At 72.9% G+C, this 14,356-nt stretch carries 9 protein-coding genes; 4 read left to right on the forward strand and 5 right to left on the reverse strand.

Annotated features, from left to right (window positions below; genetic code table 11):
* Positions 1 to 61 precede the first annotated feature (61 nt).
* From Afe05nite_RS16595 to Afe05nite_RS16610, 4 genes are all read right to left on the reverse strand, one after another.
* Complete coding sequence (locus Afe05nite_RS16595; RefSeq protein WP_239117884.1) at positions 62 to 2,785, reverse strand: ATP-binding protein; 2,724 nt, start codon at positions 2,783 to 2,785, stop codon at positions 62 to 64.
* Positions 2,752 to 2,946 (reverse strand): hypothetical protein, encoded by a 195-nt coding sequence (locus Afe05nite_RS16600; RefSeq protein ID WP_203818006.1) that lies wholly within the window; start codon positions 2,944 to 2,946, stop codon positions 2,752 to 2,754. Before Afe05nite_RS16600 ends, Afe05nite_RS16595 begins: the two co-directional genes overlap by 34 nt.
* A gap of 130 nt (positions 2,947 to 3,076) precedes the next feature.
* The gene (locus Afe05nite_RS16605; protein WP_203818007.1) at positions 3,077 to 3,364 is read right to left on the reverse strand and encodes an STAS domain-containing protein; all 288 of its coding nucleotides are present in this window, start codon (positions 3,362 to 3,364) and stop codon (positions 3,077 to 3,079) included.
* Entirely contained in the window at positions 3,361 to 7,392 is a 4,032-nt protein-coding gene (locus Afe05nite_RS16610) for a SpoIIE family protein phosphatase (protein ID WP_203818008.1), read from the reverse strand. The genes Afe05nite_RS16605 and Afe05nite_RS16610 overlap by 4 nt, the downstream gene beginning before the upstream one ends.
* A gap of 176 nt (positions 7,393 to 7,568) precedes the next feature.
* On the opposite strand from Afe05nite_RS16610, the gene Afe05nite_RS16615 reads away from it, so the two are divergent.
* Both Afe05nite_RS16615 and Afe05nite_RS16620 read left to right on the forward strand, forming a co-directional pair.
* On the forward strand, positions 7,569 to 9,191 hold the full coding sequence (locus tag Afe05nite_RS16615) for a PP2C family protein-serine/threonine phosphatase (protein WP_203818009.1): 1,623 nt from the start codon (positions 7,569 to 7,571) through the stop codon (positions 9,189 to 9,191).
* 5 nt (positions 9,192 to 9,196) lie between these two features.
* The gene (locus Afe05nite_RS16620) at positions 9,197 to 9,628 is read left to right on the forward strand and encodes a response regulator (protein WP_239117905.1); all 432 of its coding nucleotides are present in this window, start codon (positions 9,197 to 9,199) and stop codon (positions 9,626 to 9,628) included.
* Here the strand turns inward: Afe05nite_RS16620 and Afe05nite_RS16625 are convergent.
* Positions 9,547 to 11,775, reverse strand: a complete 2,229-nt coding sequence (locus tag Afe05nite_RS16625) for an ATP-binding protein (protein ID WP_203818011.1) — start codon at positions 11,773 to 11,775, stop codon at positions 9,547 to 9,549. The two genes, Afe05nite_RS16620 and Afe05nite_RS16625, sit on opposite strands and share 82 nt — an antisense overlap.
* Positions 11,776 to 12,001: 226 nt before the next feature.
* Here Afe05nite_RS16625 and Afe05nite_RS16630 point away from each other — a divergent pair, with 226 nt between their 5' ends.
* Both Afe05nite_RS16630 and Afe05nite_RS43810 read left to right on the forward strand, forming a co-directional pair.
* Entirely contained in the window at positions 12,002 to 13,858 is a 1,857-nt protein-coding gene (locus Afe05nite_RS16630; RefSeq protein WP_239117886.1) for a HelD family protein, read from the forward strand.
* A complete protein-coding gene (locus Afe05nite_RS43810) occupies positions 13,851 to 14,096 on the forward strand; it encodes an ATP-binding domain-containing protein (protein ID WP_239117887.1) in 246 nt (81 codons plus the stop codon). Before Afe05nite_RS16630 ends, Afe05nite_RS43810 begins: the two co-directional genes overlap by 8 nt.
* The last annotated feature ends 260 nt before the right edge of the window (positions 14,097 to 14,356 follow it).

Genomic DNA, 14,356 nt, shown 5'->3' on the forward strand with positions numbered 1-14,356 from the left:
TGACGCAACATCTTCACGGAACTTGCCGAAGGGCCGTGAACGAGGGCGGGCGCTACCGGGGTCAGGGGCGGGTGACCAGGTGGGCGACTTCGGTTCGGGAGGAGACGCCGAGTTTGCGCAGGATGTTTCCGACGTGGACGGCTGCGGTCTTGGGGGAGATGTAGAGGCGGCGGGCCAGTTCGGCGTTGGTGAGGCCGTCGCTGATCAGGAGGGCCACTTCGCGTTCGCGCGGGGTGAGGGCGCCGGCGCCGGTGACGGGGCCGGCGACGCCGGTGGGGGCCATGCCGAGCTGGGCGCGTACGTGGTCGAGCTGGGTGACACGCCAGCCACGCCATTCGGCGAGCAGGGCGGCGGCCGCCTCGGCGTGGGCGGCGGCCTCGGCGCGACGGTCGGCGGCGAGCAGGCAGCGGGCGGCGCCGACACGGACGGTGCCGCGGATCGGGGCGAGCAGGATGTGGGCGTCGGCGATGGACTCGTAGCCGGCGAGCGCCTCGGCGTGGCGGCCGTGGGCTTCGGCCAGTTGGGCGTCGACCAGGGTGCGGAAGGCGTCCCAGACCTCGTCGTCGAGCAGTTCGGTGGCCAGCCGGTCGAGGCGGGGCAGCGGGAGGCCGACCTGCAGGGCCGCCGACATCAGGTCGTGGGCCTGTTCGCCGCTGCGCCACGGCTGGCCGGTCAGGGCGTCCAGGAAGGTGGTCAGCTCCGCCTCGGCGCGATCCGGTTGGCCGCGGCGGCAGGCCAGGTTGAAGGCGAGGCCGGGGATGGTGGTGGGCGGGTTGTTGGGCAGCACGGCCAGGTCCTCGATGATCTGCGCGACCCGGTCGAGGTCGCCGGACTCCAGGCAGAGACCGGCCAGGAAGACGCCGTGGTAGTCGGCCCACCGGCCCCGGCGGCGGTAGCCGCGGTCCTGCTCGCGGCCGTCCTCCAGGGCGGCGATGGCGGCGCGCAGGTCGCCGGCGCGGATGGCGAGGCGGGCGCGGCCCTGGAAGTAGGTGGCCACGGCCAGGGATTCGAAGCCGGCGCGTTCGGCGTCGACCCGCATGCGTTCCAGGGTCTCGGCGTGCTCGGCCGGGTCGGCCGGTGGTTCGCCGTGCACCAGGTTGTTGAGGGCGCGGGCGGCCAGCACCCACTCCCCCGCCGCCTCGGCCTCGTCGACCAGTCCGGACAGGATGCGCCGGCCCTCGGCGGCGGTGACCGGCCGTTCGGTGAGGGTGGAGCCCTTCTCGAGCAGGGCGGTCAGGCGCACCCGGGGCAGGTCGAACTCGTCGGCCAGGGCGAGGGCGCGGTCGCACCAGAGCAGTGCGGTGTCGAGGTCGTCGCGCAGATAGGCGGACTGGGCGATCGCGGTCATCGCGCGGGCCTGGTCGGCGCCCGGCGGCAGTTGCGCGATGAGGGTTTCGATGTGCCGGGTGAGGGTGCGCATCTCGCCGGTGTCACGGGACTCCCAGGCGATGCGCACGAGCAGGTAGAGCGACTCGACCCGGTCGCTGGTGGTGCCGGCGAGGTCGCGCCAGCGGCGGCCGTAGCGCAGGGCGTCGTCGAGCAGGCCGGCCAGCCAGGCGGCGCGGGCCGCGGCGGCGAGCAGGTCGTTGTCGTCGGGAGCCTCGTCGAGGCCCATCTCGGCGAGTTGCAGGGCCTGGTAGGCAGAGCCGATCGACAGGTAGGCGGTGGTGCCGCGGCGGGCGGCGGCGATCATGTCGGCGTAGCGGCCGGCGGCGCGGGCGTGGTGCGCGACCATGGCCGGGTCGCCGTTCCTGGCCAGCAGCACCTCCAGGGCGGCCTCGTGCAGGCGGCGCCGCTGCCGGGCGAGCATCTGGTCGGCGATCGCCTCGCGCACCAGGGCGTGCCGGAACGCGAACTCGTCCTCGCCCGACTCGACGAGCACGCCCCGGGTGCCGAGGTCGCGCAGCACGGTGATCAGTTCGTCCTCGCCGGTGCCGGTGACGTCGGCGAGCAGGTCGAAGGGGATGCGCTGGCCGAGCACGGCGGCGGCTTCGACGACGCGGTGGCTGACCGGGTCGAGGTCTTCGACCTGGCGGCGCAGCACGTCGGCGAGGCTCCACGGAAGCGGCTGATCGACGAGGGCTTCCACGTCGTACCCCGGCAGGGCTCGCAGCAGCTCCTCGAGGAAGAAGGGGTTGCCGCCGGTGCGATGGTGCAGCGCCGTCGCGGCGCGCAGCGGCGCCGGTGAGCCGGTCGCCGCGGCCAGGAAGGCCGCGGTCTGGGCGGGGGTCAGGCGATCCAGGCGTACGTGGGTGACGGTGTGTTTGCGTTCCATCCGCGCCAGCAGGCCGGCGACGGGCCGGCGGCGGGTCACCTCGTCGGGGCGGTAGGTGCCGATCAGCAGCCGGGAACCGCGCTGGTCGGCGAGGCGTTCGAACAGGGCGGCACTCTCCGAGTCGGCCCAGTGCAGGTCCTCGAAGACGAGGACGGCGGGGCGGTCGCCGATCAGGTCGGCGACGATCGCGAGGCCGGCGTGCAGCCGCTCGACCGGGCTGCGGGCCGGGTCCTCCAGGGCGGCGAGTTGCTCGGGCCGCCCGTCGACGGCGTCGAGCAGCACCTCGTACGGCCGGGCCAGTGACCCCGGCTCGGCGTGCCCGACCAGCACCACCGTCTCGGCCGGCAGTGTGGCCAGCAGTTCCTGCACGAGGCGGGTCTTGCCGATGCCGGGCTCGCCGGCGATGATCGCCACCGCCGGGTCACGGGAGGAGGCGAGCCGCGCCAGCCGGCGCAGCTCGCTCTCCCGCCCGATCATCACCGGGCCGGCACCGCCGCGGACGTTTCGCACGACGCCAGGTTACCGGCGGGCCGGCCGCGCACCGCCGGGCCTTTCCGGGCCCGGCGTGCCTCGCCGGCACCGGCCAGCAGGTGGCGCCGCTCGGACTCGGCGATCAGCTCACGGCGCCGGCTGTTGACGAGGTCGAGCATCAGGTCGGAGTGGATCAGCATGGCTTGTTCTCCCGGTCTTCCGTCGATGTGTCAATCGTCGGCCGAGCAGGGAGTTCTTACATCGGAAGCGGTTACCTATCTTGACCGCGGGCGGGGTGCCTAGGCATCGCCCGGCATACCTAGACGGTGCCTATTCGCGGATCGTGGTCAGCTCGTCGAGACCGGCGATGGTGAGCACCGGGGCCAGCAGCGGGTTGGCCACCACCCGCACGTGCTCGACGTGCGGGAACAGGGCGGCCAGGCCGGCGCTGTCGATGTAGTCGACGCCGGTCAGGTCCACGGTGAGCACCGCGGTGCCGGCCGTCTGCCGGGCCTCGCGCAGGGCGGCGGCGAAAGTCGCGGCGTTGCTCATGTCGATCTCCCCGGCGGCGGCGAGGACGTCGGTGCCACCGGTGGTGAAGGTGAGTGGAGTGCTCATCCGGGAATCCTCGTTTGCAACGCGATGGTGGTGCCGGCGGCGCCGGTGGTCACGGTCACCTCACCCATCAGGGCCCGCATCAGGGTCAGGCCGCGGCCCCGGTGCGGGTTGGCGGCCGGCTGCGGTGTCTTCCACCGGCCGCTGTCGGTGATGGTGAGGTGCAGGTGGCCGGCCGTGGCGGAGGCCCACAGCCGGATCTTGCCGGCCGGGCCGTGCCGATGGCCGTGCTCGATCGCGTTGGCGCAGGCCTCGCCCGCCGCGACCAGGACGTTCTGGGTGGTGGTCGGGTCGACGCCGCAGCGGGCGAGCCAGCCGCGCAGGGTGCTGCGCACCGAGTAGAGGGTGGTCGGCTCGGCGGCGAAGTCGATCTCGAGCGGGCCGGGGTGGCGGTAGAGCAGCAACGCCACGTCGTCGTCGTAGCCGGCGTCGGCGGCCATGCCGGACATGACGTCGGTGGCGAGCTCCTCGATGCCGTCCGCGCGGCCCTCGCGCATGGTGTCGGCGAGCCGGTCGATCCCGGTGGTCAGCGGCTGCCGGCGGCGTTCCACCAGGCCGTCGGTGTAGAGCAGCAGGGTGGCGCGGGCCGGCACGAGATAGTGCGCCTCGGGGCGGGGCGCCCTCAGTCGTACGCCGAGGGGCCTCGACCTTCCCTGATCGAGCAGGTCGGTGGCGCCGTCGGGGTGGGTGACGATGGCGGGTGGATGCCCGGCGCTGGAGTAGGTCAGGTCGCCGGTGGCCGGGTCGAGGACGCCGCAGAAGACGGTGGCGCACAGGGCGCCGGGCAGCTGGACGGCGAACCGGTCGAGCGCGGTGAGGGTGTGCGCCGGATCGGTGTTCTGCAGCAGCAGGGCCCGGCAGGCACTGCGGAGCTGACCCATCACGGCGGCGGCGGCGAGCCCGTGGCCGACACAGTCGCCGACCACGATGCCGATCCGGTCGTCGCCGAGCGGGATGGTGTCGTACCAGTCGCCGCCGACCTTCAGGGGGCGGGTGGCGGGGGCGTACCGGACCGCGAAGCCGGCCGGCAGCCGGGCCGGCCCCAGGATGGCGCGCTGCAGCTCGAGCGCGGTCTCGCGCTGCTGGTCGATCTGGTGCATGCGGTGCAGGCCCTGGCCGAGACGCCCGGCGAGCAGGGCGAGCAGGGTCTGGTCCTGCTCGGTGAAGGACCGCTTCTCGGCCAGCTCGACGTGCAGCACCATGGTGCCGTCGGGGTGTTCGAGGGTGATGCCGGTCTGCTCGGCGACCGGGGTGAGCAGTGGTTTGCCGCGCAGCACGGTGAGCGTGTGCCGCTGCCGCTCGGTCAGGGCGGCCCAGCTGGTGCCGGGGCCGGTGGTGGTCACGGCGGGGAGGTCGGAGTCGCCGAAGACGACCGCGTAGACCTCGGTGGCCTGCCACAGGTCCTGCAACGACGACAGGGCGCCCCGCATCGCGCCGGTCAGGCTCTCCGCCTCGGACAGGTGCACGCTCAGCGCGGCCAGGGCGCTGTCCCGCTGGACCGCGTAGTGCTCGGCGGTGACGTCACGGAACGTGCCGACGATGACGTGCCGGCCCGTCTCCGGTTCCCGCACCCGGTTGAACGCGGCGGCGACCCACAGCCGGTGGCCGTCGCGATGGGTGACCGGGATGGTGTACGAGCCACGGGTCTGCCCGACGAGCAGCGTGAACGCGTCGGCCACCTCCTGGTGGCGCTGCGGTTCCTCGACCGGGTCCGGCCACCACGGGTGCACCGGCCGGTAGGGCAGGCCCTCCGGCCCGTACCCGAGGATGTCGGTGAACGTCGGGTTGATCTCGATGACCGCGCCGTCCTCGGCACAGACGAAGAACGCCTCCTGCAGCGAGTCGATCAGTGCCGTACGCCATCGGGCATGGTGGTTGCGCAGGCGGGCCAGTTCGACGTTGGCCCGCACGCGAGCCAGCAGTTCGGCCGCGGAGAACGGCTTGACCAGGTAGTCGTCGGCGCCCGCCTCCAGGCCCTCGATGGACGCCTCCGGCCCGGCACGGGCCGACAGCAGCAGCACCGGGGTGCCGGCCGTGCGCGGGTCGGCGCGCAGGGCCGAGACCAGTTCCAGGCCGTCCATCCCGGGCATCATGACGTCGCTGACGATCAGGTCGGGGGTCCGGGCGCGGGCCTCGTCGAGGGCGTGCCGGCCGTCGCCGACCGCGTGCACCTCGTGGCCGGCGGAGCGCAGCAGCCGGGTGAGGTAGCCGCGCATGTCGGCGTTGTCGTCGGCGACCAGGACCCGAACGTCGCTCGGCGGGCCGGCCGGCATCCCGGCCTCGGTGTCCGCGTCGCCCGGCAGCCAGCGCAGGACCTCCTGGACGTAGGAGTCGGCACCGGTGGAGACGACCGGGCCGGCGGCGGCGGGCACCCGGCCGGCCCGCAGCGGCAGGCGGATGGTGAAGGTCGTGCCCACGCCGAACGTGCTGTCCGCCGTGATGCTGCCGTCCTGGAGTTCGACCAGCTCCTTGACCAGGGCCAGGCCGATGCCGCTGCCCTCGTTGGAGCGGGAGCGGGCGTTCTCGATGCGGTGGAAACGCTCGAACAGCCAGGGCATCTCCTCGGGCGGTACGCCGATGCCGGTGTCGGCCACGGTGACGACGGCCTGATCACCGTCCTGGCCGACGGTGACCCGCACCCCGCCGTCGAAGGTGAACTTCAGGGCGTTGCTGAGCAGGTTGAGGATCACCTTCTCCCACATGCCGCGGTCCAGGTGGACCGGACCGGGCAGGGGCGGGCAGTCGACCTGCAGCCTGAGCCCGGCGCGCTCGACCGCGGAGCGGAAGACACTGGCCAGCTCGGCGGTGGCGGCGGCGAGGTCGACCGGCTCGTCGTGGGCCCGCATCCGGCCGGCCTCGATGCGGGAGAAGTCGAGCAGCGTGTTCACCAGCTTGCCGAGGCGCAGCCCGTTACGGTGGATGACCTCGAGCTCGGCGCGCACCGCGTCGTCCTGGCCGGCCCAGCGGCTGCGCAGCTCCTCCAGCGGTCCCATGATCAAGGTCAGCGGCGTGCGGAACTCGTGGCTGACGTTGGAGAAGAAGGCGGTCTTGGCCCGGTCGAGCTCGGCCAGTTCCTCGGCCCGCCGCTGCTGGGTCTCGTAGTTACGGGCGCTGCCGATGCCGGCCGCCATGTGCCCGGCGGCCAGCTCGACGAAGCCGCGATAAGCCTCGTCGAGCACGCGGTAGCGGTTGAGGCCGGCCACCATGAAGCCGTACGGGGCACCGCCCTGGCGCAGCAGCGGCACGAGCAGGGCCTGGGTCGGCGGTTCCGGCCAGTCACCGGCCGGCAGGTCGCCGGTCAGTTCCACCAGCGCGGTCTCGCCCCGGGCCGGCTCGCCGGCCGGCCAGGGTGGCATCTCGTGGCCGTCGACGCCGGTCGACGCGGCCAGCCGGACGGTGTCGCCGTCGAACAGGTAGGTCATCGTGAACGGCAGATCCCGCCGGTTGCGGCCGAGCTGGGCGGCGGCGAACGCCAGCACCTGGTGCTCGGTGCGGATCGCACTGGGGTCCGACCCGAGGTCCCGCAGCGTCGCCATCCGGCGCTCGCCGATCACCCGCTCGGTCTCCTCGCTGACCACGCACAACATGCCGACCAGCACACCGTCGTCGGCGCGCAGCGGGCTGTAGGAGAACGTGTGGTAGCTCTCCTCGGGGTAGCCGGACCGCTCGACGAACAGCAGCAGCGCCTCGTCCCAGGTCGCCTGCCCGGTGGACAGCACGGTCTCGATGCGCGGCCCGATGTCGGCCCAGATCTCGGCCCACACCTCGCCGGCCGGCCGGCCGAGCGCCCACGGGTATTTGCGGCCGAGGGTGTCGCGCCGGTAGGCGTCGTTGCAGAAGAAGGTCAGCTGCGGGCCCCACGCCATCCACATCGGGAACCGTGAGGACAACAGGATGCTGACGGCGGTCCGCAGGCTCTGCGGCCAGGCCCGCGGGGGCCCGAGCGGCGTCTGCTCCCACGCCACCTCGGCCAGTTGCCGTCCGACGTCTCCCCCACCGGCGAACACGTCGCCGCCAGCCGCCATCCCCATCGCGCGAGCTTCTCCTTACCGAGGTTTCCGCGGTTCGTAGGATAGGCCCATCGGGATGAGCCCGCTCGGTCCGGCGTTTCGCGAACCGGCTAGTTGCTCAAGAACAAGTATTGACGGACAATTCCTCGCCGGTACGGGCGCGACTCGTCGGACAGACTTTCGAAAGGCGGTGCCCGATGCCTCTGCCCTGGGCAGCCGCACTGCACCGACTGTGGCGCGGGGTGTCCGCGCTCAACGACCGGGACGACCTCGCCGAGTTCGTGCTGCCGCCGCTGCTGGAGCTGCCGGGGGTGCGGGCCGTGTGGGGCCTGCGGCACACCGCCGACAACCGGATGCTGGCCTACCGGTGGGCCGGACCGCCGGTGACCGAGGCCGATCGCCCCGCCGCCGCGGCCGCCGCTTTCGGGCCGCAGTCGGTGGTGCCCGCCTTCGGGACGCTCGTCGCGCACGGGGCGGCCCGGGTGGTCCGGGCCCGTTTCGACCTTCCCGAGGACGTGTCCGGTTCGATCCTGGTCGCCGTCGACGACACCGCCGACCTCTCGGTCATCTCGGTGTGCCTCGGGCAGGTCGTCGAGGTGACCAGCGAAGCGGTCCGGCGGATCGCGTTGCACCGGGTCGAGCAGCGGCAGCAGATCCAGGACGCCCTGCTCGCCGAGGCCTCCCTGCAGATGGACGCCGTCCTGGACACCGCGCAGACCATGCAGCGGGTGGCCCGCATGACGGTGCCGGCGATCGCCGAAGGATGCCTCGTCTACGAGTACGACGCCGGCAAACTGATCTTGCGCAGCGCCGTGCACGTCGACATGCGCCGTCTGAACGCCGCGCTCGCCGACCCGGCCGAGGCGGCCCGGTTCGTCGAGTTCGCCAGTGGCGTGGTCCTCGGCGGCGGGCCCTCCCGCCAGTGCGACAAGGCCGACGTGCAGGTGATGCGGGCCCGCGACCGGATCCTCGGCGTGCTGCTCTTCCTGTTCGACCGCGACGCCGACCGGGTACCGCCGGCCGAGTTCCTGCACGACGTGGCCTCCCGCGCGGCCATCGCCGTGGACAACAGCACCCTCTACGAGCAGCGGCGCCGCGAGGTCGCCGCCATGCAGCAGCATCTGCTGCCCAGCCGGCTGCCGGAGGTCGACGGCCTGGTGGTGGCCGCCTCCTACACCGTCGGCGACCAGGTCCTCGAGGTCGGCGGCGACTTCTACGACGTGGTGCTGCGCGAGGACGGCACGATGGCCGCGCTGATCGGCGACGTGTGCGGCCGGGGCGTCGACGCGGCCGCGCTGACCGGCATGGCCCGGCACACCCTGGCCGCCCTGCTGCAGGACGGCGCGTCGCCGGTCCGGGCGATGAGCCGGCTCAACACGCGCCTGCGGCTGAACGGCTCCTGGCGGTTCGTCACCGCCGGGGTGGCCACCGTGCGCCCGGACGGCGACGGGTTCGTCGTGGGCTGGACCTCGGCCGGGCATCCGGCCCCCGTCGTGCTGCGCCGCGACGGGCCGGCCGAACCGGGCCAGGGCGGCGGTTCGCCGCTCGGCATCCTGACCGAACCCCGGCTGGGCCGCTCCGAGCTGCGTCTCGCCGCCGGTGACACCCTGGTGATCTTCACCGATGGGCTCACCGAGAGCCGGAAACCGGGCGGCCGGATGTTCGAGGAGCGAGCATTCGGGGAAACGCTCGCCCGCCTGCGCGGATCCGCCGCGGACGCCGTGGTCAAGGAACTGAGCCTGGCCGCGGCCTCCTACGGCGGGGTGCGGGCGGACGACATCGCCGTGGTGGCGATCCAGGTCAGGGAGACAGCAAGTTGATCTTTGTGGTGGAGGACTCGGACTCCGACGTCGAGGCGATCGGCCGGGCCCTGGGCCGGTCGCACCCCGGCCTGGAGGTGGAGTTCTTCCGGTCCGGCGCCGAGGCGCTGCCCCGGCTCGCCCACGCCCACCCGCGGCTGATGCTGCTCGACCTCAACATGCCCGGCGAGAGCGGCCTCGACCTGATCCGCCAGGTGCGCGCCGACCCCGCCCTGGCCGGCCTCACCCTTGTCGTGTTCACCTCGTCGGAGGAGCCCGCCGAGGCCGACGCCTGCTACGCCGCCGGCGCCGACAGCTACATCTACAAGCCGCTGAACTTCGCGCTGTTCCAGAGCGTGCTCAGCCAGACCCTCGACTACTGGCTGAGCCGGCCCGCCTCCGGGAACGTCGCCCGCACCGTCGTGCCGCCGTCCGGGGAGTCGTCGGCCCAGACCTGACCGCCGTGCCGCTCGACGATCCGCCGCACGATCGCGAGACCCGCGCCGGAGCCCTCCACCCCGGCCCCCGGGTGCAGCCGCCGGAACAGCTCGAACGCCTGCTCCCGCAGATGCGGCGGCATGCCGATGCCGTTGTCGCGCACAAACAGCGTCGCCGGCGCCTCCAGGCCGACCTCGACCCGCCGCGGCCCGTCCGCCCGGGCGTACTTGGCCGCGTTCACCAGCAGATTGACAAGCACCTGGTCGAGCAGCACCGGATCGGCGTCGAGCACCTCACCGGGCGCGGGCAATCCGACCTGCACGGCCATCTCGGTCAGGCGCGGTCCGGCGACCTCCATCGCTTCGCGTACGGCGTGCGCGAGGTCCACCGGTTCCCGGCGCAATTCCGTACGCCCCAGCCGCGAGTAGTACAACAGCGAGTTCAGCAGCTCGTCCATCCGGGCGGCCAGCCGCTGGATCGACTCCAGCCGGCGCGCGGTGACCTCGTCGAGCCCGCCCGCGTCCTCGACGATGAACGTGGCGGTGTTCGCGATGCCCCGCAGTGGCTCCTTGAGGTCGTGCGCGGCCGCGTGCGCGAACGAGTCGAGGTCGATGTTGCTGCGGCTCAGCTCGGTGTTCAGCACGGTCAGCCGCTGCGCGTGGGCGGCCGCGATCCCCATGATCGCCCGGCCCAGCTCGACGGCCATCGCCAGGTCCCCCGCCGACCACGGCATGCTGCGGCCGCGCACCGACGCCAGGAACACCGCGGTCGAGCCCCGCGGGGTCAGCCGGCGGCCGTGCGGGCCGAGCCGCACCGGCTCGTTCGGGTCGGTCGCCCACCGCCGGCCGACGGTCCGCTCCCCGCGCACCCACACCACGCAGTCGCCGGTGGTCCCGGTCGGCAGCACCAGCGCACCGGCCATGCCGGCGGCATAGCCGGCCAGCGCCGGCAGGTCCTCCCCCAGCCGGTCGCTGTGCCACGGCGTGCCCACGGTCTGCTCGGGCAGCGCGTCGAACAACGCCGCCACGGCCTCCTCGCCGAGCTCGGCGCCCTGCACCGCGATCTGCTCGCCGTCCCGCACGATCACCGTGTCGCAGTCGACCACCTGGGTCAGCTCGGCCAGGTCCTGCGGCCACCGGACATCGGTGGTGATCCGCTCCAGCACCCGGGCGATCATCGTGCGCGACCGGTCCCGGGCCCACGTCTCGTCGTGCTCGCGCAACGCGGCCAGATGCAGCGACAACGCCACCCCGAAGAACTCGCAGGCCGCCCGCACCTGCGGGCTCAGCACCGTCTCGTCCCGCCCGTGACAGGCGATCAGCCCCCACAACCGGCCGCCGGACAGCAACGACACCGACATCGACGACCGCACCCCGATGTTGCGCAGGTATTCCAGATGGAACGGCGACACGGTGCGCAGGACCGACATGGACAGGTCGAGCGGTGGCTCGGCCGGCACCAGCCGGGCGGTCACGTCGTCCACGTCGGCGATGACCCGGATCCAGTTGCTCTCGTAGAGCCGGCGGGCCTGCGGCGGGATGTCGGTGGCCGGGAACCACAACCCCAGCCACTTCTCCCAGTCGTCCACCACGTCCTCGGCGATCACCTCACCGGGCCCGTCGGCCGACTCGAACCGATAGGCGACCACCCGGTCGTAGCCGGTGATGGTCCGGATCTCGGTCACCGCCGCCCGGCACGCCGCACCGACGGTCGCGGCCCGCTGCAACCGCATCAACGCCTGCCGGACCGGCCCGTAGAACGCCCCGAACTCCCGCGGCTGCCGGGCCGGCTCGAACTCCAGCACCAGCTTGGCCCCCGACCGGTGCACGGTGACGTCGAACCGGCCCGCCGCCAGCTCCACCGGCATCATCGCGGTGTTGCCGGTGTCGGCGGCGGCCAACTCGGCGAGCGTCGCGAGCTGGGTGTCGCTGATCAGCCGGCCGACCGGCGCCCCGGCCAGCCCGGCCACCCCGAGAATGTCCTCGGCGTTCGCACTGACCACGGTGAGCCGCTCATCTTCCACGGCCACCAGCGCACCGTACGACTGGACGCCGCCGAGCAGATGGATCGGCTCGCGCACACAGGCCGCCAGGTCGAACGCCGCCCCGGCCTCCCGCTCCGCGGCCGCGACCCGCGCACTGACCCAACCGGGCGTTCCCTCGATCACGCCTGCGACCCTATCCGCTCGCCGGCCCCTCGGAGCCCGGAGCCGACTTGCCCCGCGAGCCGGGAAGCGCTGCTCACGAGTCGTGGACGAGGCCACGATCGAGCCTCGATCGCAAGGCGGTGAGACCCTTCTCTCCACCGCCGGCGCTACCGGTTGACCAGGGGAAACTGCCCCTAAGCTGGCGGCCGGAAAGCTCTGGTCCGATCCCGATCCGAGGATTTGTCGAATGCGCCGGAATTCTGCCCTGGACAATGGCGTGGCCTCCGCCGCGATCAGCGAGGAACAGGAGTTTCTCGATCGGGCCACGGTCCGGCGCGACGAGCTTGCCGACCACCTGCGGGCCGAGCTCTCGGCGCAAGCGCTCGACGCGTTGGCGCGGGCTCGGATGCGCGGGCTCCGCCAGCAGTACGAGGAACTGAGCCGGGCCACCGAGGGGCTGGTCTTCGGCCGCCTCGACAGCCTCGACGGCACGGTGCGGCGCATCGGCCGGGTCAGTCTGCGGGGCGACGGGACCGACGAGCCGTTGCTGGTGGACTGGCGCGCCCCCGCGGCCCGGCCGTTCTTCACCGCGACGGCTGTCGACCCGCAAGGTCTGGCCCGGCGCCGGCACATCCGCACGACGGGAGCGGACGTCGTCGTCGTGGACGACGAGCCGCTCGACGGGACCAGCACGACGGATCTCGTCGGCGAGGGTGCCCTCCTGGCCGCCCTGGACCAGCGGCGCACCGGCCGGATGTCGACCGCGATCGCCACGCTGCAACGCGAACAGGACGACATCATCCGGGCCGAGGCCACCGGCCCGCTGATCGTTCAGGGCGGCCCCGGCACCGGCAAGACCGTGGTGGCCCTGCACCGCGTCGCCTACCTGCTCTTCACCCACCGGCCGATGGCCGAGCAGGCGGTCCTGGTCCTGGGCCCGTCCCCGCGGTTCCTTGACTACATCGGCCAGGTGCTGCCCGCGCTCGGCGAGACCGCTGTCGTCGCGGCGACCTGCGACACCCTGCTGCCCGGGATCAGCGTGGGCCGAACCGAAAGCCGTCCGCTCGCCGAGCTCAAGGGCCGCGCCCTCTGGCAATCCGCACTCGAGAACTACGTTGCGTCGCTGCTCCCCCGGGCCCGAGACCTCAGGCTGCGGTGGGCGGGCGAGTTCTACGTCATCCCCGCCGCGGCCGTGACCCAGGTGCTCACGGCGGTGCGCGGACGGCCGTACCATCAGGCTCGCCGGGTCTTCGCCGAGCAGCTGCACCACATCCTCGCCGAAACCGTCGCCGAACAGCGCGAAGCGCTGATGAACCAGATGGAGGAGGGCTTCGAGGACATCCTCGCCGGCGTCGACCGGAGCATGCGGTACGACCCCGGGGCCACCACCGGCGGCGACGACACCGGGCTGCTCTGCGAGGAAGAGGTGGCGGACCTCCGCCGGCGCATCGCGGAGAACGCGGCCATCGCCCGGTTCGTCGAGGCCTGGTGGCCGACCCTGGATGCCGGGACGCTGCTGAGCGAGCTCCTGACCGACGGTGACCGGCTGGCCCGGTTCGCCCCGCAGCTGTCCGCCGAAGAGATCGCCGCCGTCGTGGCCGAGCCCGCGCCGTGGGCGTCGAGTGACATCCCCCCTGCTGGACGCCGTCGCCGAGCTGCTCGGCGCCGCCGAAACCCCGCGGCCGGGCGGGTCCGTCGCCGACCACGCCCGTCGGCAGCGCGGCTGGGTATACGGCCACGTCGCCGTCGACGAGGCGCAGGAACTCTCCGAGATGCAGTGGCACATGGTCGTCCGGCGGTGCCCCAGCCGCTCCATCACCGCGGTCGGCGACATCGACCAGGCCGAGGCGGCGCACCGGCACACCAGCTGGGCCCAGGCGGTGCGGGCCGTCCTCGGCGACCGCTGGACCCCGGCGGAACTGACCATCTGCTACCGGACGCCGCGCGAGGTCATAGAACTCACCGAACCGGTCCTGCGGCAGGCCGGCAGCAACAACACGCCACCCCGGGCCGTACGCGCTTCCGGGATCTCTCCCTGGCAGCGCACCGTCACGTCGGCCCAACTCGGCAACGCAGCCGCCGAAGCCGTACGCGAATTGCGTGAGCGGTGGCACGGCGGCACAGTCGGCGTCATCGCACCGGCCAGCCGCCTCACCGAACTCCGGGCCGTGCTGAACGACCACGTGCCGGTGCTGTCCGCGGCCCAGTCCAAGGGCATGGAATGGGACGCGACCCTCCTCGTCGACCCCGAGGGCATCACCGCCGAACCACGCGGCTGGAACGGCCTCTACGTCGCACTCACCCGCTGCACCCAGGAACTCGGACAACTGCGGCTCGCCTAGTTCTTCTCGGGTCGCGAGTGTTCCGTGCCTGGTGCTGTCCGGTCCGAGGTCGATGAGCTCAGCCAGGAGATCGCCTCGCGTCCGCAGTCGCGCCGACCGGTCCAGCCCACGATCTCGAGAGCCACCCCGCGGCCGCCCGGCGAGTTCGATGGCACTTCTATCCCGAGCACAACAGGCAGCCCACGACATCGCGGGAGGGCATCTGCCTCATCGTCTGCGCCGCGGCGATCACGTTGTTCGACCAGGACACCGACTCGCTC

Origin of the sequence: Paractinoplanes ferrugineus (assembly GCF_016862195.1) — a bacterium.
Lineage (GTDB): Bacteria > Actinomycetota > Actinomycetes > Mycobacteriales > Micromonosporaceae > Actinoplanes > Actinoplanes ferrugineus.

What these genes read in the sequence shown, in the direction of transcription:
- Afe05nite_RS16600 (WP_203818006.1), bottom strand. Translation starts at nt 2,946, where the DNA reads ATGCTGATCCACTCCGACCTGATGCTCGACCTCGTCAACAGCCGGCGC.
- Afe05nite_RS16605 (WP_203818007.1), bottom strand. Translation starts at nt 3,364, where the DNA reads ATGAGCACTCCACTCACCTTCACCACCGGTGGCACCGACGTCCTCGCC.
- Afe05nite_RS16610 (WP_203818008.1), bottom strand. Translation starts at nt 7,392, where the DNA reads ATGGGGATGGCGGCTGGCGGCGACGTGTTCGCCGGTGGGGGAGACGTC.
- Afe05nite_RS16615 (WP_203818009.1), top strand. Translation starts at nt 7,569, where the DNA reads ATGCCTCTGCCCTGGGCAGCCGCACTGCACCGACTGTGGCGCGGGGTG.
- Afe05nite_RS16630 (WP_239117886.1), top strand. Translation starts at nt 12,002, where the DNA reads ATGCGCCGGAATTCTGCCCTGGACAATGGCGTGGCCTCCGCCGCGATC.